The 19,514-nt window shown below is 74.6% G+C and carries 17 protein-coding genes, 1 pseudogene and 1 riboswitch; of the genes and pseudogenes, 17 read left to right on the top strand and 1 reads right to left on the bottom strand.

Annotated features, from left to right (window positions below; all coding sequences use genetic code 11):
* The first annotated feature begins 63 nt into the window (after positions 1-63).
* From hpnC to J116_RS30055, 10 genes are all read left to right on the top strand, one after another.
* Positions 64-981: a squalene synthase HpnC gene (gene hpnC, locus J116_RS02580; RefSeq protein WP_023590919.1), complete on the top strand. Its 918-nt coding sequence runs from the start codon at positions 64-66 to the stop codon at positions 979-981.
* A 26-nt stretch (positions 982-1,007) separates the two neighbouring features.
* A complete protein-coding gene (gene hpnD / locus J116_RS02575; RefSeq protein WP_099048204.1) occupies positions 1,008-1,928 on the top strand; it encodes a presqualene diphosphate synthase HpnD in 921 nt (306 codons plus the stop codon).
* 37 nt (positions 1,929-1,965) lie between these two features.
* The gene (gene hpnE, locus J116_RS02570; protein ID WP_023590921.1) at positions 1,966-3,339 is read left to right on the top strand and encodes a hydroxysqualene dehydroxylase HpnE; all 1,374 of its coding nucleotides are present in this window, start codon (positions 1,966-1,968) and stop codon (positions 3,337-3,339) included.
* A 38-nt stretch (positions 3,340-3,377) separates the two neighbouring features.
* Complete coding sequence (locus tag J116_RS02565) at positions 3,378-4,436, top strand: polyprenyl synthetase family protein (RefSeq protein ID WP_023590922.1); 1,059 nt, start codon at positions 3,378-3,380, stop codon at positions 4,434-4,436.
* A gap of 189 nt (positions 4,437-4,625) precedes the next feature.
* Positions 4,626-6,770, top strand: coding sequence for a squalene--hopene cyclase (gene shc, locus J116_RS02560; protein ID WP_023590923.1), 2,145 nt, complete (start codon positions 4,626-4,628; stop codon positions 6,768-6,770).
* A gap of 177 nt (positions 6,771-6,947) precedes the next feature.
* On the top strand, positions 6,948-7,565 hold the full coding sequence (locus J116_RS02555; RefSeq protein ID WP_028964736.1) for a phosphorylase family protein: 618 nt from the start codon (positions 6,948-6,950) through the stop codon (positions 7,563-7,565).
* A gap of 5 nt (positions 7,566-7,570) precedes the next feature.
* Complete coding sequence (hpnH, locus tag J116_RS02550; RefSeq protein ID WP_023590925.1) at positions 7,571-8,593, top strand: adenosyl-hopene transferase HpnH; 1,023 nt, start codon at positions 7,571-7,573, stop codon at positions 8,591-8,593.
* A 14-nt stretch (positions 8,594-8,607) separates the two neighbouring features.
* Positions 8,608-9,993, top strand: coding sequence for an aspartate aminotransferase family protein (locus J116_RS02545; RefSeq protein ID WP_023590926.1), 1,386 nt, complete (start codon positions 8,608-8,610; stop codon positions 9,991-9,993).
* Between the two features lie 58 nt (positions 9,994-10,051).
* The gene (locus tag J116_RS02540) at positions 10,052-10,663 is read left to right on the top strand and encodes an XRE family transcriptional regulator (RefSeq protein WP_023590927.1); all 612 of its coding nucleotides are present in this window, start codon (positions 10,052-10,054) and stop codon (positions 10,661-10,663) included.
* A 20-nt stretch (positions 10,664-10,683) separates the two neighbouring features.
* On the top strand, positions 10,684-10,839 hold the full coding sequence (locus tag J116_RS30055) for a DUF6126 family protein (protein WP_023590928.1): 156 nt from the start codon (positions 10,684-10,686) through the stop codon (positions 10,837-10,839).
* A gap of 92 nt (positions 10,840-10,931) precedes the next feature.
* Here the strand turns inward: J116_RS30055 and J116_RS02535 are convergent, their stop codons facing one another.
* The gene (locus J116_RS02535) at positions 10,932-11,741 is read right to left on the bottom strand and encodes a tyrosine-protein phosphatase (RefSeq protein ID WP_023590929.1); all 810 of its coding nucleotides are present in this window, start codon (positions 11,739-11,741) and stop codon (positions 10,932-10,934) included.
* 579 nt (positions 11,742-12,320) lie between these two features.
* Positions 12,321-12,483: riboswitch (cyclic di-AMP (ydaO/yuaA leader) on the top strand.
* Positions 12,484-12,485: 2 nt separating this feature from the next.
* Between J116_RS02535 and J116_RS02530 the strand changes: the two genes are divergently transcribed.
* The 7 genes and pseudogenes from J116_RS02530 (at position 12,486) to J116_RS02505 (ending at position 19,474) form a co-directional block, all read left to right on the top strand.
* Positions 12,486-13,403 carry a M23 family metallopeptidase gene (locus J116_RS02530; protein WP_023590930.1) on the top strand — a complete coding sequence of 306 codons (918 nt, stop codon included), beginning with the start codon at positions 12,486-12,488 and terminating at the stop codon, positions 13,401-13,403.
* A gap of 152 nt (positions 13,404-13,555) precedes the next feature.
* Positions 13,556-14,332 carry an SGNH/GDSL hydrolase family protein gene (locus J116_RS02525; protein ID WP_023590931.1) on the top strand — a complete coding sequence of 259 codons (777 nt, stop codon included), beginning with the start codon at positions 13,556-13,558 and terminating at the stop codon, positions 14,330-14,332.
* Positions 14,333-14,550: 218 nt separating this feature from the next.
* Positions 14,551-15,735: an MBL fold metallo-hydrolase gene (locus tag J116_RS02520; protein WP_023590932.1), complete on the top strand. Its 1,185-nt coding sequence runs from the start codon at positions 14,551-14,553 to the stop codon at positions 15,733-15,735.
* Positions 15,736-16,064: 329 nt separating this feature from the next.
* Positions 16,065-16,700: pseudogene (locus J116_RS30685) on the top strand (FAD-dependent oxidoreductase); the annotation flags it as partial.
* A 112-nt stretch (positions 16,701-16,812) separates the two neighbouring features.
* Positions 16,813-17,523 (top strand): SDR family NAD(P)-dependent oxidoreductase, encoded by a 711-nt coding sequence (locus tag J116_RS02515; protein ID WP_028964738.1) that lies wholly within the window; start codon positions 16,813-16,815, stop codon positions 17,521-17,523.
* On the top strand, positions 17,520-18,746 hold the full coding sequence (locus J116_RS02510; protein ID WP_023590934.1) for a lycopene cyclase family protein: 1,227 nt from the start codon (positions 17,520-17,522) through the stop codon (positions 18,744-18,746). Before J116_RS02515 ends, J116_RS02510 begins: the two co-directional genes overlap by 4 nt.
* Positions 18,743-19,474: a class I SAM-dependent methyltransferase gene (locus J116_RS02505; protein WP_023590935.1), complete on the top strand. Its 732-nt coding sequence runs from the start codon at positions 18,743-18,745 to the stop codon at positions 19,472-19,474. Before J116_RS02510 ends, J116_RS02505 begins: the two co-directional genes overlap by 4 nt.
* Positions 19,475-19,514: the final 40 nt, after the last annotated feature.

Here is a 19,514-nt window from a genome sequence, read left to right as displayed (position 1 = left end):
GCGGCTGACCGAGGGTCCCGCCGTCCCCGAGCGGAGCGGCCGACGGCGACGGGTGTCCGGCAGGTGACCCCCGACGCCCCCGCGCGTACGACTCTCGACAAGGCCACGGACGAGAACTTCCCCGTGGCCCCCTTCTTCCTGCCCCGGGCGTGGCGTGCCGACCTGATGGCCCTCTACGGCTTCGCCCGCCTGGTGGACGACATCGGCGACGGCGACCTCGCCCCCGGCGGCGCCGACGCCCGCCTCCTCGGCGCCCGCCCCGACGACGGCCCCGAAGCGCTCCTCGACGCCCTGGAGGCCGAGCTGCTGCGCCTCTTCGAGGACGACGGCGGGACGTACGGTGGCGCGCCCGGAGGCACCGCCCACCCGCTGCTCGCCTCCGTCCGCGCCACCGTCCGCCGCCACGACCTCGCGCCCGAGCCGTTCCTCGCGCTCATCGAGGCCAACCGGCAGGACCAGCGCGTCCGCCGCTACACCACCTACGACGACCTCCTCGCGTACTGCGAGCTGTCCGCCAACCCCGTCGGGCGGCTCGTCCTCGCGATCAGCGGCACCTCCACCCCCGAGCGCGTCCGCCGCTCCGACGCGATCTGCACCGCCCTCCAGATCGTCGAGCACCTCCAGGACGTCGCCGAGGACCTCCGCCGCGACCGGATCTACCTCCCCGCCGACGACATGGCCCGCTTCCGCGTCACCGAGGCCGACCTCGCCCGCCCCACCGCCAACGCCTCCGTCCGCGCCCTCGTCGCGTACGAGGCGGAGCGCGCCCGCGCCCTGCTGGACGAGGGCGCCCCGCTCGTCGGCAGCGTCCACGGCAGGCTCAGGCTCCTCCTCGCCGGTTTCGTCGCGGGCGGCCACGCCGCCCTCGACGCCATCAGGGCCGCCCGGTACGACGTGCTCCCCGGACCGCCCCGAGCCCCCAGACACCGCCTGCTCCGCCGCGCCGGAGCGGTGTGGCGAGCAGCGCGCGGAGAGGGGTGACCACCACCGTGGACACGACGATCCAGATGTCCCCGCACGTCCAGGCCGCGTACAGCTACTGCGAGGCCGTCACCGCGCGGCAGGCCAGGAACTTCGCGTACGGCATCCGCCTCCTCCCGGCCGAGAAGCGGCAGGCCATGTCGGCGCTGTACGCGTTCTCGCGGCGCGTGGACGACATCGGCGACGGCACCCTCGGGCCCGACGCCAAGCAGAGCCGCCTCGAAGCCGCCCGCGACGTGCTCGGCCGCATCCGGCGCGGCGCCGTCGCGGAGGACGACACGGACCCCGTGGCCGTCGCCCTCGCCGACTCGGCCCGCCGCTTCCCGCTGCCGCTGGAGGGCCTCGACGAGCTGATCGACGGCGTGCTGATGGACGTGCGCGGCCGGACGTACGAGACATGGGACGACCTGAAGGCGTACTGCCGCTGCGTCGCCGGTGCCATCGGACGCCTCTCCCTCGGCGTGTTCGGTACGACTCCGGGGGCGCGCGACGCCGCCCGCGCCCCCCAGTACGCCGACACGCTCGGTCTCGCGCTCCAGCTCACCAACATCCTGCGCGACCTGCGCGAGGACGCCGCCAACGGGCGCAGCTACCTGCCCGCCGAGGAGCTCGCCAAGTTCGGCTGCTCCGGCGGCTTCCACACCGCCACCCCGCCGCCGGACGCCGACTTCACCGGCCTCGTCCACCACGAGGTGCGCCGCGCCCGTGCCCTGTTCGCCGAGGGCTACCGGCTGCTGCCCCTGCTCGACCGGCGCAGCGGCGCCTGCGTGGCCGCCATGGCCGGGATCTACCGCCGCCTCCTCGACCGCATCGAGCGCGACCCCGGTGCCGTACTGCGCGGCCGTGTCTCGCTGCCCGGCCGGGAGAAGGCGTACGTCGCCGTGCGCGGCCTGTCGGGGCTCGACACCCGCACGGTCACCCGCCGCACCGAAAGGACCCGCCCGTGACCCCTCGCCACGCTCGCGGCCGTCCCGGGAGGCGCCCATGAGCGGCCACCACGCCGTCGTCGTCGGCGGCGGCCTCGCCGGGGCGACCGCCGCGCTGCGCCTCGCCGACGCCGGACTGCGGGTCACGCTGCTGGAGGGCCGCCCCCGCCTCGGCGGACTGGCGTTCTCGTTCCGCCGCGGCGACCTCACCGTGGACAACGGCCAGCACGTGTACATGCGCTGCTGCACCGCGTACCGCTGGTTCCTCGACCGGGTCGGCGGCACGGACCTCGCGCCCGTCCAGGACCGGCTCGACGTGCCCGTCCTGGACGTCGGCCACCCGCGCGGCCCCCGCCTCGGACGGCTCCGCCGCAGCGCCCTGCCCGTACCCCTGCACCTGGCGGCCAGCCTCGCCGCGTACCCGCACCTGTCCGTCGCCGAGCGTCTGGCGGTCGGCCGCGCCGCGCTCGCCCTGAAGGGCCTCGACCCCGCCGACCCCGCGCTCGACGCCACCGACTTCGCCGCCTGGCTCGCCCGGCGCGGCCAGACCCGCCGCGCCGTGGAGGCCCTGTGGGACCTCGTCGGCGTCGCCACCCTCAACGCCACCGCCGCGCGCTCCTCCCTCGCCCTGGCCGCCATGGTCTTCAAGACCGGGCTGCTCTCCGAGCCGGGCGCCGCCGACATCGGCTGGGCCCGCGTCCCCCTCGGGCACCTCCACGACACCCTCGTCCGCAAGGCCCTCGAAGCACGCGGCGTACGGATCGCCGTCCGCACCAAGGTCACCGCCGTCACCCCCGCCGACGGCGGCCGCTGGGTCGTCGACGTACCCGGCGACTGTCTGGAGGCCGACACCGTCGTCCTCGCCGTACCGCAGCGCGAGGCCCACGACCTCCTCCCGCCCGGCGCGCTCGACTCGCCCGGCGACCTCCTGCGGATCGGCACCGCCCCCATCCTCAACCTCCACGTCCTGTACGACCGTCCGGTCCTGCGCCGCCCGTTCTTCGCCGCGCTCGGATCACCCGTTCAGTGGGTCTTCGACCGCACGGAGGCCTCCGGCCTCACCGGCGGCGGCCAGTACCTGGCCGTGTCCCAGTCGGCCGCCGAGGCGGAGATCGACGCGCCCGTGGCCGAACTGCGCGACCGCTACCTGCCGGAACTCCGGCGACTGCTGCCTCCCGCGCGGCGCGCCGAGGTGACGGACTTCTTCGTCACCCGGGAGCGCACGGCGACATTCGCGCCCGCGCCCGGCGTCGCCCGGTTCCGCCCCGGTGCCCGAACTCGCGTGCCTGGCCTGTATCTTGCGGGCGCGTGGACCGCCACCGGCTGGCCCGCGACCATGGAAGGAGCGGTACGCAGCGGTTTCACCGCGGCTGCCGCCGCTCTCTCGGCCCTCGGCCGCCCCCACGTCCACCCGCTCGAGGAGGCGGCATGAGACCGAGTACAGGAAACAGAGGAGAGACCGTGCCGACAGTGCCCCCGGCGAACCCCGCCGTCGACGCAGCGGAGGTCGCCGCGCTGCTGGACCGCGGGCGGACCCTGTCCACCCCCGTGCTGCGCGCGGCCGTGGACCGGCTGGCGAAGCCCATGGACACCGTCGCCGCCTACCACTTCGGCTGGATCGACGCTCTCGGGCGGCCCGCCGACGGGGACGGCGGCAAGGCCGTCCGACCGGCGCTCGCGCTGTTGTCCGCGGAGGCGGCGGGCGCCCCGCCGGAGACGGGCATCCCCGGTGCCGTCGCCGTGGAGCTCGTCCACAATTTCTCGCTGCTGCACGACGACCTGATGGACGGCGACGAGCAGCGGCGCCACCGCGACACGGTGTGGAAGGTGCACGGTCCCGCCCAGGCGATCCTCGTCGGCGACGCGCTGTTCGCCCTCGCCAACGAGCTGCTGCTCGAACTCGGCACGGTCGAGGCCGGCCGCGCCACCCGCCGACTGACCGTCGCCACACGGAAGCTGATCGACGGTCAGGCCCAGGACATCTCGTACGAGCACCGCGAGCGGGTCACCGTCGAGGAGTGCCTGGAGATGGAGGGCAACAAGACGGGCGCCCTGCTCGCCTGCTCCGCCTCCATCGGCGCGGTGCTCGGCGGCGCCGACGACGCCACCGCCGACGCCCTGGAGGCGTACGGCCACCACCTCGGCCTCGCCTTCCAGGCCGTCGACGACCTGCTCGGCATCTGGGGCGACCCGGAGTCCACGGGCAAGCAGACCTGGAGCGACCTGCGCCAGCGCAAGAAGTCCCTGCCCGTCGTCGCCGCGCTCGCCGCGGGCGGCCCCGCGTCCGAGCGGCTCGGCGAGCTGCTCACCGCCGACGCCAAGAGCCAGGACTTCGACTCTTTCTCCGAGGAGGAGTTCGCCACCCGAGCCGCCCTCATCGAGGAGGCGGGCGGCCGCGACTGGACCGCCGACGAGGCCCGCAGGCAGCACGCCGTCGCCATCGAGGCCCTGGACCGCGTGGACATGCCCGCGCGGGTGCGGGCCCAGCTCACCGCGCTCGCCGACTTCGTGGTCGTACGGAAGCGATGACCGCGACCGCCGCCGCGCGCACGCCCCGGGCCCTGACCGCGCCCGGGGCATCGCCGACCCGTCCCGGGAGCCCGATCCGGCACATATGACGTCGCGGTCGCCGGCCGGTGCCGTACGCCACGCGCGCGTACGGCACCGGCCGACGGCAGACCCGAAGCAGCAGCACGACCACTGCACGAAGGGGAAGCCATGACAGCGACGACCGACGGAAGCGCCGGGACCGCGGGCCCCGCGACGACCGCGACCGCCGAACTCCACGACACCGCGACGACCACCCACGTCCCGGCCGCCACCGCCTCCGGACCGGCCACGACTACCGCCGTCGCGCCGGGCAGCGCGTCCGCCGCCGCCGCCGCCGCCACTGCCACCGCCACCGCCACGGCCACCGTCACCGCGCCCGCTCCCGCATCGGCCGCCACGGTCACCGAGCCGGCCGTGGACCTCGCCACCGCGGCGGAGACCGCGATGCGCCGCGCCGTCGACCACCTCCTCGCCCGGCAGGACGCCGAGGGCTGGTGGAAGGGCGACCTGGAGACCAACGTCACCATGGACGCCGAGGATTTGCTGCTGCGCCAGTTCCTCGGCATCCGCGACGACGCGACCACCGAGGCCGCCGCCCTCTTCATCCGCGGCGAGCAGCGCGACGACGGCACCTGGGCCACCTTCCACGGCGGGCCCGGCGAACTCTCCACCACCATCGAGGCGTACGTCGCGCTGCGCCTCGCCGGGGACCCGCCCGACGCCCCGCACATGGTCCGCGCCGCCGCCTGGGTCCGCGACCGGGGCGGCATCGCGGCCGCCCGCGTCTTCACCCGCATCTGGCTGGCCCTCTTCGGCTGGTGGAAGTGGGACGACCTGCCGGAACTGCCGCCCGAGATGATCTACCTGCCGCACTGGTTCCCGCTGAACATCTACGACTTCGGCCAGTGGGCCCGGCAGACGATCGTGCCGCTCACCATCGTCTCCGGCAAGCGCCCCGTGCGCCCCGCGCCGTTCGCGCTCGACGAGCTTCACACCGACCCGCGCCGCCCCAGCCCGCCGCGCCCCCTCGCCCCGGCGGGCACCTGGGACGGCCTTTTCCAGCGTCTCGACAGGGCCCTGCACCACTACCGCCGCATCGCGCCGCGCCCCCTGCGCCGGGCCGCGATGAACGCCGCCGCCCGCTGGATCGTCGAACGGCAGGAGAACGACGGCTGCTGGGGCGGCATCCAGCCGCCCGCCGTGTACTCGCTGATCGCCCTCCACCTCCTCGGCTACGACCTCGGGCACCCCGTGATGCGCGCCGGACTCGACTCCCTGGACCGGTTCGCCGTCCGGCGCGAGGACGGCGCCCGCATGATCGAGGCGTGCCAGTCGCCCGTCTGGGACACCTGCCTCGCCACCATCGCCCTCGCCGACGCCGGGCTCCCGGCCGACCACCCGGCCCTCGTCAGGGCCGCCGACTGGCTGCTCGCCGAGCAGGTCGTACGGCCCGGCGACTGGGCCGTGCGCAGGCCCCATCTGCCGCCGGGCGGCTGGGCGTTCGAGTTCCACAACGACACGTACCCCGACATCGACGACACCGCCGAGGTGATCCTCGCGCTGCGCCGGGTGCGCCACCCCGACCCGGACCGGGTGGACGCGGCCGTCGAGCGCGGCGCCCGCTGGACCCTCGGCATGCAGTGCCGCGACGGCGCCTGGGGCGCGTTCGACGCCGACAACACGAGCCCCTTCCCCAACCGCCTGCCGTTCTGCGACTTCGGCGAGGTCATCGACCCGCCGTCCGCTGACGTCACCGCCCATGTCGTGGAGATGCTCGCCCACGAGGGCCGCGCACAGGACCCGCGCACCCGCCGGGGCGTCGCCTGGCTGCTCGCCGAACAGGACCCGCGCGGCTCCTGGTTCGGCCGCTGGGGCGTCAACCACGTGTACGGAACGGGCTCCGTCGTGCCCGCGCTCACCGCCGCCGGGCTGCCCGCCACGCACCCGGCGATCCGGCGGGCCGTCGCCTGGCTGGAGTCCGTGCAGAACGAGGACGGCGGCTGGGGCGAGGACCTCCGTTCGTACCGTGACGAGGAGTGGGTCGGCCGGGGCGCCTCCACCGCCTCGCAGACCGCCTGGGCGCTCATGGCGCTGCTCGCGGCGGGGGAGCGGGAGTCGGCCGCCGTGGCGCGTGGCGTGGCGTGGCTGGCCGGTACGCAGCGCGAGGACGGCTCCTGGGACGAGCCGCACTTCACCGGTACGGGCTTCCCCTGGGACTTCTCCATCAACTACCACCTCTACCGGCAGGTGTTCCCGCTCACCGCGCTCGGCCGGTACGTCCACGGGGAACCGTCCGTCGGCAAGGGGCGCTGAGTGCCCGCCGGACCGGCACCGTCATCCGGCCCCGCCGATCGCCCGCCCCGGCCGGAGCCGGCCGGCCAGCATCCCGCCGCCGCGCCGGCCGGCCGGGCGTCCGCCGCCGAGCACTCCGCCGCGCCGCCCGGCCCGCCGACCGCCGCGCCGCCCGGCCCGCCGACCGCCGCGCCGCCGCTGCTGGTCGCCTGCGCGCTCGGCATCGAGCACCTCGCCCTGCGCAGCGGCCGGGCGGCGGGCGGTGCGGCGGGCCGGGCGACATTGCTGCGCACCGGCATGGGCCCCGAGCAGGCCCGCCGCGCGGTGGCCGACGCCCTGCGCGGCGGCCCGCTGCGCACCGCCGCCGTGATCGCGTCCGGCTTCTGCGCCGGGCTCGCCCCCGGGATGCACCCGGGGGACCTGGTCGTCGCCGACGAGACGCGCGGCCCGCACGGCGCGACCCCCTGCACGGCCCCGGAGACGCTCGTGGCGGCACTGGCGCGAGCGCTGCCCGGCAGGACGGTCCACAGAGGGCCGCTGACCGGCTCCGACCACGTCGTACGCGGTCAGGAACGGGCCGCCCTGCGCGCCACCGGGGCCCTGGCGGTGGACATGGAGTCCGCCGCGACGCTGAGCGCCGCGCTCGCCGCGGGGTCCCGGCCGGTTGCCGCCGTCCGGGTGGTCGTGGACGCCCCGGAGCACGAACTGGTCCGAATCGGCACAGTACGCGGTGGAATAGCAGCCTTCCGTGTTCTTCGTGCCGTCCTACCCGCGTTCCACGAATGGCACCGTTCCTTGCTGCTCTCCTGGAGGTGAGCCAGATGGCCATGCCGCTCCGCCAGACCGTCCGGGTCGGGACCTATCTGCTCGGACAGAAGCTCCGCAGGCGCGAGAAGTTCCCCCTCATCGTCGAACTGGAGCCGCTCTACGCCTGCAACCTCAAGTGCGAGGGCTGCGGCAAGATCCAGCACCCGGCCGGTGTCCTGAAGCAGCGCATGCCGGTCGCCCAGGCGGTCGGAGCGGTCCTGGAGTCCGGGGCGCCCATGGTCTCCATCGCCGGCGGCGAGCCGCTGATGCACCCGCAGATCCACGAGATCACCCGGCAGCTCGTCGCCCGCCGCAAGTACGTCTTCCTCTGCACCAACGCGCTGCTGCTGCGCAAGAGGCTGGACGACTTCACCCCCTCCCCCTATTTCGCCTTCGCCGTCCACATCGACGGACTGCGCGAGCGCCATGACGAATCCGTCGCCAAGGAAGGCGTGTTCGACGAGGCCGTCGCCGCCATCAAGGAGGCGAAGCGCCGCGGATTCCGCGTCACCACCAACTCCACCTTCTTCAACACCGACACGCCCCAGACCGTCATCGAGGTCCTCGACTTCCTCAACGACGAGCTGCGCGTGGACGAAATGATGATCTCGCCCGCCTACGCCTACGAGAAGGCGCCCGACCAGGAGCACTTCCTCGGCGTCGAGCAGACCCGCGAACTGTTCAGGAAGGCGTTCGCGGGCGGCAACCGGCGCCGCTGGCGCCTCAACCACTCGCCGCTGTTCCTCGACTTCCTCGAGGGCAAGGCCGACTTCCCCTGCACCGCCTGGGCCATCCCCAACTACAGCCTCTTCGGCTGGCAGCGGCCGTGCTACCTGATGAGCGACGGATACGTCCCCACCTACCGCGAGCTGGTCGAGGACACCGACTGGGACAAGTACGGCCGCGGCAAGGACCCGCGGTGCGCCAACTGCATGGCCCACTGCGGCTACGAGCCGACCGCCGTCCTCGCCACCATGGGCTCCCTGCGCGAATCCCTGCGCGCCGCCCGCGAGGCCGTGCCCGGCCGGACGGCCTGACCAGGAGTGCGCGCATGAGCACCGGCTTCGACCTGCGCAAACTTCTCGCGGACCGCGCCGACGAGCGGTACGAACTCCACGCCCGGCACCTCAACCACCAACTGCCGCGCATGCTCCACGCGATCGGCTTCGACAAGATGTACGAGCGCGCGGAGGGCGCCCACTTCTGGGACGCCGAGGGTCACGACTACCTCGACATGCTCGCCGGGTTCGGCGTCATGGGCCTGGGCCGCCACCACCCCGTGGTCCGCCGCGCCCTGCACGACGTCCTCGACCTGGACCTGCCCGACCTCACCCGCTTCGACTGCGCGCCGCTGCCCGGCCTCCTCGCCGAGCGGCTGCTCGCCCACTCGCCCCACCTCGACCGGGTCTACTTCGGCAACAGCGGCACCGAGGCGGTGGAGACCGCCCTCAAGTTCGCCCGCCGCGCCACCGGCCGCCCCCGCGTCCTGTACTGCTCCCACGCCTTCCACGGGCTCACCACAGGCGCGCTCTCCGTCAACGGCGAGGGCTGCTTCCGCGACGGCTTCGCCCCGCTGCTGCCCGACACGGCCATCGAGCTGGGCGATCTCGACGCCCTCGACCGGGAGCTGCGACGCGGCGACGTGGCCGCCCTGATCGTGGAGCCCATCCAGGGCAAGGGCGTCCACGAGGCCCCGCCCGGCTTCCTGCGCGCCGCCCAGGACCTGCTGCACAGGCGGGGCGCCCTGCTCGTCGCCGACGAGGTGCAGACCGGCCTCGGCCGCACCGGTGACTTCTACGCCTACCAGCACGAGCAGGGGGTCGAACCCGACCTCGTGTGCGTCGCCAAGGCCCTGTCCGGTGGATACGTGCCGGTCAGCGCCACGCTCGGCAAGGACTGGATCTTCAAGAAGGTCTACTCCTCCATGGACCGCGTCGTCGTCCACTCGGCGAGCTTCGGCGCCAACGCCCAGGCCATGGCCGCGGGTCTCGCCGTCCTCGCAGTCCTGGAGGACGAGGACGTGGTCGGCAACGCCCGCCGCGTCGGCGCCCTGCTGAAGTCCCGGCTCGCCGGGCTCGGGGACCGGTACGAGATGCTCCGCGAGGTGCGCGGGCGCGGCCTGATGATCGGCATCGAGTTCGGCAGGCCCGCCTCACTGGCGCTGCGCGGACGCTGGACGATGCTCCAGACCGCCCGCAGGGGACTCTTCGCGCAGATGGTGGCGGTCCCGCTGCTCCAGCGGCACCGCATCCTCACCCAGGTCTCCGGCGACCGCCTCGAAGTGATCAAACTGATCCCGCCGCTGATCATCGACGAGGACGACGTCGAGCGGTTCGTCACCGCCTTCACCGAGGTGATGGACGAGGCGCACAGCGGCGGTGGACTGATCTGGGACTTCGGGCGCACCCTGGTCAAGCAGGCGGTCGCCAACCGGTGACTTTTGCCCCAGGGGCAAGAAAATTGCCCCTGGGGAAAATTCCTGGCGCAATGGTCCCATGACGACCGTCGAAGGAGAGCCGGCCGACGGCCTGCCGGACGTAGCGCCCCAGCTGCGCGCCCTGCGCCGCCGCAGGGGCCTGACCCTGGAGGCGGCCGCCCGGCGTGCCGGGCTCTCCCCGGCGCACCTGTCCCGCCTGGAGACGGGCCGCCGCCAGCCCTCGCTGCCGATGCTGCTCGGACTCGCCCGCACCTACGGTACGACCGTGTCGGAGCTGCTGGGCGAGGTGGCCCCGGCCACGGACCCGGTGGTCCGCGCGGGCCGCGCCGAACCGGTCGAGGCGGGCGGCTGGACGTACCACCAGGCGGGTGCGGCGGGCCGGGCCATGCAGGCGCTGCGCGTCGAGGTCCCGTACACGGGTCTGCGCGACGCGGTCCGGGTCCATCCGGGGGAGGAGTGGCTGTACGTGCTCGCCGGGCGCGTACGGCTGGCGCTCGGCGACGCCGTGCACGTCCTCGATCCGGGCGACAGCGCGCACTTCGACTCGCTCACCCCGCACCGCATCGCCGCGGCCGCCCCGGGCGGCGCCGAGCTGCTGTTCGTCCACACCCTCATGCAGAGCTCCGCCGCCGACCTGTGCCTCGGTGACGGCCCCGCCCAGCGCCACTGAGCCGAACCGAGAGGTACGCCATGTCCGAGCCGGAGAACCCGAACCCGATCCCCAGCACCCAGGAGCGGTGGATCAACCGCAACCTCGTCATACGGCTGTTCGCCTACCTGGTCGCGGGCCACCTCTTCGCGGCCTTCCTGTACCTGCTGTTCATGCTGGGCGGCCAGAACCAGTAGCCGGGGCCAGGGCGGCCCGCCCCGGCTGTCCCGGCCGCTCCAGCCGCTTCCGTCTGTCCCAGCCCGGCTCCGGCTCGGCCGTCCCAGGCGCCTCAGCCGTCGAGCAGGCGGGCGCGCAGCCGGTCGCGGGTCTCGCCGGTCAGGCCGAGCCCGTCGGCCAGGTACCGCTCGGTGGAGCCCCAGCGCTCCTCGATCGTCGCGTACGCCGTGTGCAGGTACTCGGCGCGCGCGTCGAACAGCGGGCTGAGCAGCTCCATCACCTCGGCGGACATCCCCGCGGGCGACGAGTCGCTGCGGTGGACCTTGTAGCGGCGGTGCGGGTCGTTCGACTTCAGGTAGTCCGCCTCGATCGCCTCGCGCTCCACGCCCACCGCCAGCAGGACGACCGCTATCGACAGACCGGCGCGGTCCTTGCCCGCCGCGCAGTGCATCAGCGCGGGCACGCTCTCGGAGGCGAGGGCGTGCAGGACGCGGCTGTGCTCGGCGGTGCGCTCCGCGATGATCGAGCGGTACGCGGCCCGCATGCGCGCCGCCGCCTTGCCGTCGCCCAGCAGCTGCCGCAGCTGGTCCAGGTCCCCGTTGCGGACCATCGTCCAGAACTCGGCGCCGTCGGCCGGGTCGGTCAGCGGGATGTTGACGTTCCGCACACCCGGCAGCTCCACGTCGGGGCCTTCCAGCGCCTGGTCGGCGGCGTTGCGGAAGTCGAACACGGTGTGCAGCCCCAGGGACGCCAGGAACGCCGCGTCCTCCTCCGTCGCGTGCGCCAGGTGCCCGCTCCGGAACAGCGCCCCCGGACGCACGCGGCGCCCGTCCACGGTCGGCAGCCCGCCCACGTCACGGAAATTGCGCACGCCGGTCAGCTCCGGCTCGGCGGTCGACGGGAAGGGCGGCAGCTGCGTCACGGGGGCTCCTCCGTGTCTGGCGTCGGCGACGTCCCGCCGACGAGGTGGCGATCCGACGATACGACACGCTTCCCCAGGCAGGGCAGCCCGACGCGTCTCCCCGTACCGGTCCGCCCCACCCCCGCGCGCCCGGCGTCCGGCCCTCGCCCGCACCCCCCTTCACCGCCCTCGGACGCCCACCCGGACACCCTCCCGCCCCCCGCCCGCGCGGGCTGCCTTCGACCCGCCCCAGGTGACTACCTCCCGCTTGAGGGGCAGTTGGGTAACTGATCACTTAAGGGTGTTTCTGTCGCTTCTGTCCGTATTGATCCGCTACGTCATAACACGCCCTGGAAACAAGGGAGATGGCCGTCGGCGCGTGAGCAGCGTCATAAAGGTGACGGACCGTGGCCGACGGCGCCCCGTAAAAGCCCTGTACCGCACGGGAATTCATGATCCGTAATCCACGGAGTGTGACCACAATTCCCCGGCGAATTCCACGCGGCGAATGCGCCGGCGCAACCATCCGCTTGTTCCCGTCGTCCCCACTCGTTTACGGTCCCGTTCCAGCCGGGCGGATCGCCGAATCCTGCCGCCGCCCCGGAATTCGCACCCATCCAACGTGTGGCAGGAGCGGGGGAACCAGGTAGTTCGCCGTGCGGGAATTCCCGTACGGCTAGGGGTGAAGTCGCGTCAACCACGCGGCCGGACAGCTCCAGTCCGAACCCGACAGCTCACCTCGCAGGCGCCGGAGAGGAATTCGCCATGCCCGCAAAGGGTAAGCACCGCCGTACCAAGTCCAACCCGCTCACCCGCGGCTTCGTCGCCGCCGGTACGGGTGGCGCCGCCATCGCCCTCCCCCTCCTCGGTGCGACCGGCGCGCACGCCGCCGCCCCCGCCGCGGCACCGGCCGCCGCCCCCGCGCAGACGGCCGCCGTCGCGTCCGTCGCCGAGACCGCCAAGCCCGCCCCGCGCGTCTACACCGTCGTCGCCGGCGACTACCTGGCGAAGATCGCCCACGACAAGAACGTCAAGGGCGGCTGGAAGAAGCTGTACGCCGACAACCGCGAGGCCATCGGCGACGACCCGGCGCTCATCCACCCGGGCCTGAAGCTCACCCTCGGCGCCAAGAGCACCGCCAAGAGCCCCGCGAAGGCCGACGACACGCGGGGCGAGCGCGCCTCCCGCTCCGCCGCCAAGACCCAGGCCCCCGCCAAGGCGAAGCCCGCCGCCGAGACCCCGGCCCCGGTTCGCGAGCAGGCCCCCGCGCAGAGCGGCTCCGGCTTCACCGCCCCCGTCTCCGCCGGTGTCACCACCCCGTACCGCGCCTCCGGCTCCATGTGGTCCTCCGGCTACCACACCGGTGTGGACTTCGCCGCCTCCTCCGGCACCTCCGTCAAGGCCGTGGGTCCGGGCACCGTCGTCTCCGCCGGCTGGAGCGGCGCGTACGGCAACGAGGTCGTCATCAAGCACGCCGACGGCAACTACTCGCAGTACGCCCACCTCTCGTCCCTCTCCGTCTCCGCGGGCCAGTCGGTCGGCGGCGGCCAGCAGATCGGCCTGTCCGGCTCCACGGGCAACTCCTCCGGTCCGCACCTGCACTTCGAGATCCGCACCGCCCCCGGCTACGGCTCGGACATCGACCCGCTGGCCTACCTCCGCGGCCACGGCGTCAGCATCTGACCCATAACGCACCAAACCGCCACGGCCCGGTCCCCGAAAGGGTGCCGGGCCGTCGCGCGGTGGCGGAGATCACGCGCCGTCAACCCCTCCTTACGGTCGCGTAGGTCACATCTCGGGGTGGATGATGTGCGGCCGTGGCAGACGATTCGACGATGGGGGAGAACGACGTGATCGGGTCGTACACGGCGATCGGCGACAGCTTCACCGAGGGTGTCGGGGACCCCGGCCCGGACGGGCGGTTCGTCGGCTGGGCCGACCGGCTCGCGGTCCTGCTGGCGGACCGGCTCCCGGAGCACCAGGAGTTCCGGTACGCCAACCTCGCCGTACGCGGCAGGCTGCTCGACCAGATCGTGGCCGAGCAGGTGCCCCGCGCCAAGGAACTCGCGCCGGACCTGGTGACGTTCTGCGCGGGCGGCAACGACATCATCCGGCCCGGCAGCGACCCCGACGACGTGGCCGAGCGCTTCGAACGCGCGGTCGCCGACCTGAGGTCCGTCATCAGCACCGTCGTGGTGACCACCGGCTTCGACACGCGGGGCGTGCCGGTCCTGCGGCACCTGCGCGGCAAGGTCGCCACGTACAACGGCCACGTCCGCGCCATCGCCGACCGGTACGGCTGCCCGGTCCTGGACCTGTGGTCGCTCCGCACCGTCCAGGACCGCCGCGCCTGGGACGAGGACCGGCTCCACCTGTCGCCCGAGGGCCACACCCGGGTCGCGCTGCGCGCCGCCCAGGTCCTCGGCATCGAGGTGCCGGCCGACCCCGACCAGCCGTGGCCGCCGCTCCCGCCGCGCGGCACGCTGGAGGTCCGGCGCGACGACATCCACTGGGCCCGCGAGTACCTCGTGCCCTGGATCGGCCGCCGCCTGCGCGGCGAGAGCTCCGGCGACCGGATCTCCGCCAAGCGCCCGGACCTCCTCCCCTTGTAGACCGGGCGCCACCGGACCTCCCCTCCGCCCCGCGGGCCCGCCCCGCCGCGGGCAGGAGTTCCGCACGGCGGAACGGGTGGGCGCAGCGGAGGCGGCCCGCAGGCAAGGCACAGGGGCGTGGCCTGCGGGGGAACCGGGGCGCGGGAACCGAAGGCGGGGCGGGGGCGTTGTCGTACCGTCCGCTCATAATGGAGGGACCCGAGCCCACTGGAGGTGCTGTGACCGGCGACGACGCCCGAGGGCGCCTGCGAACCCGGCTCCGCTCCCTGCGCCCCCCCGCCTTCGGCGCGGACGCCACCGGCGAGAGACTGGACCGCATCCGCCGCTCGCCGAACTTCGCGGACGGCGCCTTCCGCAACCCGGGTGCCACCCGCCACCGCCCCTCCGGCTCGGCCGCGGAGTTCGCGAGGACGTACTTCGCCAAGGAGCAGCGCGTCCGCCGCGCCCCCGCCCGCCCCGTACCGCTCCATCCGCTCACCGCGGCCGACCTGGCCCGGCCCCCGGCCTCCGGGCTGCGCGTCACCTGGATGGGCCACTCCAGCGTGCTCGCCGAGATCGACGGCGCGCGGGTCCTGTTCGACCCGGTGTGGGGCGACCGCTGCTCCCCCTTCTCCTTCGCGGGCCCCAAGCGGCTGCACCCGGTCCCGCTGCCGCTCACCGCGCTCGGCCCGGTCGATGCCGTCGTGATCTCCCACGACCACTACGACCACCTCGACCTGCCCACCATCCGCGCCCTCGCCGGTACGGACACGCTGTTCGCCGTCCCGCTCGGCGTCGGCGCCCACCTGGAGCACTGGGGCGTGCCCGCCTCCCGCATCCGGGAGCTGGACTGGAACGAGACCGCCGAGGTCCGGGACATACGGCTCACCGCCACCCCGGCCCGCCACTTCTGCGGCCGCGGGCTGCGCAACCAGCAGCACACGCTCTGGGCGTCCTGGGCCGTCGCGGGCCCCGAGCACCGCGTCTACCACAGCGGCGACACCGGGTACTTCCCCGGGTTCCGCCACATCGGCGCGGAGCACGGCCCGTTCGACACGACCATGATCCAGATCGGTGCGTACTCGGACTTCTGGCCCGACATCCACATGACCCCCGCCGAGGGCATGCGCGCCCACCTCGACCTCCAGGGCGGCGCCCCCTCGGGCGTGATGCTGCCCATCCACTGGGCCACGTTCAACCTGGCGCCGCACCCCTGGGAGGAGCCCGGCGAGGGCACCGTGACCGCCGCCGCCGAAACCGGCTCGCGCATCGCCCTGCCCCGCCCCGGCGAGCCGTTCGAACCCACCACGGCCACCGTGCCCGACACCCCTTGGTGGCGTACCGTCGCCCGCCCGGCAGTCCATCCGGGGCGTCCCCCGAAGGAGGCGGAACGGGCGCCGGACGAGGCCCGCCCGGTGGTCTGAACCCGGCGCGAGCGCGGTGACGCCGGGCGAGGCCGCAGGCCGTCCGGTCACCCATGGGGAGGGCGACACGCGGGCGCGTCGCAGTCCAGCGGCGGGCGGCTCAGCACCCGCGGCGCCACCACGGAGACCGGTGCCGCCGAGACGGCCGAAGAGACGCGCCACCAGGGGGAAACCGAGCCCGTGGACGTGCACGCACGCGCCCCCGCGCGGCGGTGATGTCCTGGGGCCTGCTCGGTCCTCCCGCTCGGCGTGCCTCACCGACCGCTGCCGGTACCACTACACGGCCAGCCCGCGGACAAGCAGCAGGAGCCCCTCACAAGTCTCCGTCCGCCGACGGAGCGGGCGCCGTGCCCGCCCAGCTCGCGGACTTTCTCCCCGACGGCTTCCTGCGGCCGGTGACGCCGGTCGCCGCGCTCACCGCCGACGGGGTGTTCCAGGCGGACGGCGGGAACTGCCCGCCCGCGCCGTCGTGGTGGCGACGGAGCCGGCGGCGGCCGCGGCGCGACTGCCGCCAGGACGGGCCGTCCCGGACGGCGGACCGTAGCCACCTGCCACCACGCCGCGGCGCGCTTGCCGATGACCGAACCCACACTGGTGGTGGAGGCTCCGCCCGTCCTGAACACCTGTGTGCTCACCGGGACAGCACCCACGTGCGCCCCGCCGGGCACCGCGTCGGCCTCCACCTCCGTGCTCGGCACGGGCCGGCCGGGAGGGGCCCAGGCGGTGTCGCGGCGCCTGGCCGAGCTGTACGGCACCGACACGAGCGGCTGGCAGCAGGTCGCCGCGTACACCGTCGAGGATGCCCTGCCCGCCATGGTGCCGCCGTGGCCCCTGAGCCGCACCATCCGTGTCGCGGCGGGCGGATGCGTCTGCGGGGACCACCGCGCGACCGGCAGCGTCCGGGGCGCGCCGGCCTCGGGCACCCGCGCCGCCGGGAGGTCCTCGCCGACCTGGCGTCCGGGTGACGGTCGGCCGCGTCGCGCGAGCCGCGTCCGCGGGCGGCCGACGCCCGGAACACATCATGGAGACAAGTGCCCCACCTGTGAAGGCGACCACCCCCGAGACCGGGAGCGGACAGTGAGACTCGACGGCGCACGCGTGCTGGTGGCCGGTGCCACCGGCGTCCTCGGCGGTGCCCTCACCGCCGAACTGGCCGTCCGGGGGGCGCGACCGGCGCTCGCCGGACGCGACCCGGACCGCCTCGCCCGGGCGGCCAGGGCGTACCCGGGTGCCCCGATCGCCGTTTTCGACGCGTACGACCCGGCCTCGTGCGCCCGCGCCGTGCACCACGCGGCGACGGCGCTGGGCGGGCTCGACGCCACCGTGACCGCCTTCGGCTCGGTGGCCTTCGGCCGGGCGGCGGAAGTCGGCGACGAGATCGCCGAGCACCTGTCGGCCGTCAACACCCTCGCGCCCGCCGCCTTCTTCCGCGCCGCGCTCACCGTCATGGGGCCCGGTTCGCTCATCGCCGCCTTCACCGGCGTCGTCGCGGAGCGCCCGCAGGCCGGGATGGCCGACTACTGCGCCTCCAAGGCCGCGCTGAGTGCTTGGCTGCTCGCCGTGCGCCGCGAGGCACGAAGCGCCGGCATCCGCGTTCTGGACATCAGGCCCGGACACCTCGACACCGGTTTCGCCGACCGTCCCGTCGCGGGCACGGCCCCGCCGATGCCGGCGGGAGGGGACCCGCACCGCGTGGTGGCGGCCGTCGCCGACGCGATGGAGGCGGACGCGGAACTGCTGCGCACCGCTCCGGACGGGACGCCCCTCGTCGAGCGGCGCGCCAGGTGAGCCGGGACCACCCCGCGCCCGGTCCGGTCCGTGACGTGGTGATCATCGGCGCGGGTGCGGCCGGACTCAGCCTCGCGCACCTCCTGGCGCAGTCCGCGTCCCCCACGGTCACGCTCGTGGAGCCCCCTGACGGGCCGCTGCGGCCCCCGGAACGGACCTGGTGCTACTGGGACCGCGGCACCGGCCACCTCGACGAAGCGGTCAGCGCCTCCTGGCCGCTGCTGCGCGTCCACGGCACCGACGGCCGCGCGACCACCGTGGACCCGTCGCCGCTGACGTACCGCATGCTCAGGTCCACGGACTTCGAACGGCTGGTGCGCTCCCGGCTCGCCCGCTCCCCGAACGTACACGTCGTGCGTGCGACGGCGGACACGGTGCGCCACACGGCCGACGGAGCGGAGGTGCGTTGCACGGACCCCGACGGCCGGACGCTGGCTCTCCGCACGCGCCATGTCTTCGACTCCCGTCCGGTACGCACCCCGCCTCCCGCCCGGACCAGGCTGCTGCAACACTTCCGCGGCTGGTTCGTGCGCACCGGTACGCACCGGTTCGACCCCTCGGTCGCCGACCTGATGGACTTCCGGGTGCCGCAACCGCGTCACGGGCTCGCCTTCGGCTACGTCCTGCCCCTGGCACCGGATCGGGCGCTCGTCGAGTACACCGAGTTCTCCCGGACCGCGCTGACCACAGAGGCGTACGAGGCCGCGCTGACCGGCTACTGCCACGACGTCCTGCGGCTCGGCCCGTTCACCGTCGAGTCGGCGGAACAGGGCGTCATCCCCATGACCGACGCGCGTTTCCCCCGCCGTACGGGACCCTGCGTGTTCCGGATCGGGACCGCGGGCGGCGCCACCCGCCCGGCGACCGGGTACACCTTCGCCACCGTGCAGCGGCAGAGCCGGGCCATCGCCGCCGCCCTGCGCGCCGGCCGCGCGGTCGTGCCCCCGCCCCACGGCAGGCGGGCGCTCGCCATGGACGCCGTCCTGCTGCGGGCCCTGGACACCGGGCGGATCGACGGCCCGGACTTCTTCACGAGCCTGTTCCGCCGCGTACCGCCGGAGCGGCTGCTGCGCTTCCTCGACGGCGCCACCTCCCCCGCGGAGGAGTGGGGCATCGGCCTGAGCACCCCCGTCGGCCCCATGCTCCGCACCGCCCTCGAACTGCCCTTCCTGCCCCGCCGCCCGGCATCCGCAGGCCCACCCACCGGAGAGAAGCCCCGATGACGCTGCTGCGCGACCACGACCTGGCACGCGCCTTCGACCACGCCGCGCACACCCGCGACCGCCTCACCGCCCCCAACCCCGGCCACCGCGCCGGCCTCCTCCGCTCGGCGCGCCGCCTCCGGCTGCCCCGCGACGGGGCACGGCTCCATGTCCTGGACCCCGGTTGCGGTACCGGCGCCTCCACCGAGACCCTCCTGCGGGCCGCGCCGCGCGCCCGGACCACCGCCATCGACGCCTCGGCGGGGAGGCTGCGGCGCGCACCGGTCAAGCGGTGGCCCCGCGACGTGGGCTTCCGGCACTCGACCGCCGAGCGGGCGGCGACGGCGGGGGAGGGGCCGTACGACACGGTGTTCGCCGCCTACCCCTTCCGCGACGTCACCGACCCGGACCGCGTCCTCCGCGTCGTCCGCTCGCTGCCGCGACCGGGCGGCCGTCTCGCCGTCCACGAGTACAGCCTCAGCGGCCGACCCGTCCACCGCGCCCTGCGGCCGGCCGTCTGCCGCGGCGTGATCCTCCCCGCGGGCACACTCACTGGTGACCGCGCCCTCTACCGGCACCTGTGGCGAAGCGTCCTCGACTTCGACACCGTCCCCGCCTTCACCGCGCGCCCGGCCGACGTGGGGCTCACCGGCGTACGTGCCGTTCCCGCGGCCGGCCCGCAGACCGGCGTCGTCCACCCCGTCCCGGCGCGCCGCGATGCCGCCACGGACGGGGAGGGCGCCCGGTGAGCGCCTCCCGGCGGACGGCCCGGCGGGGCCGCGACCGCAA

The organism is Streptomyces thermolilacinus SPC6 (assembly GCF_000478605.2).
GTDB lineage: Bacteria > Actinomycetota > Actinomycetes > Streptomycetales > Streptomycetaceae > Streptomyces > Streptomyces thermolilacinus.
The sequence above is the reverse complement of the archived record's forward strand: the minus strand, read 5'-3'. Positions and strand labels throughout refer to the sequence as shown.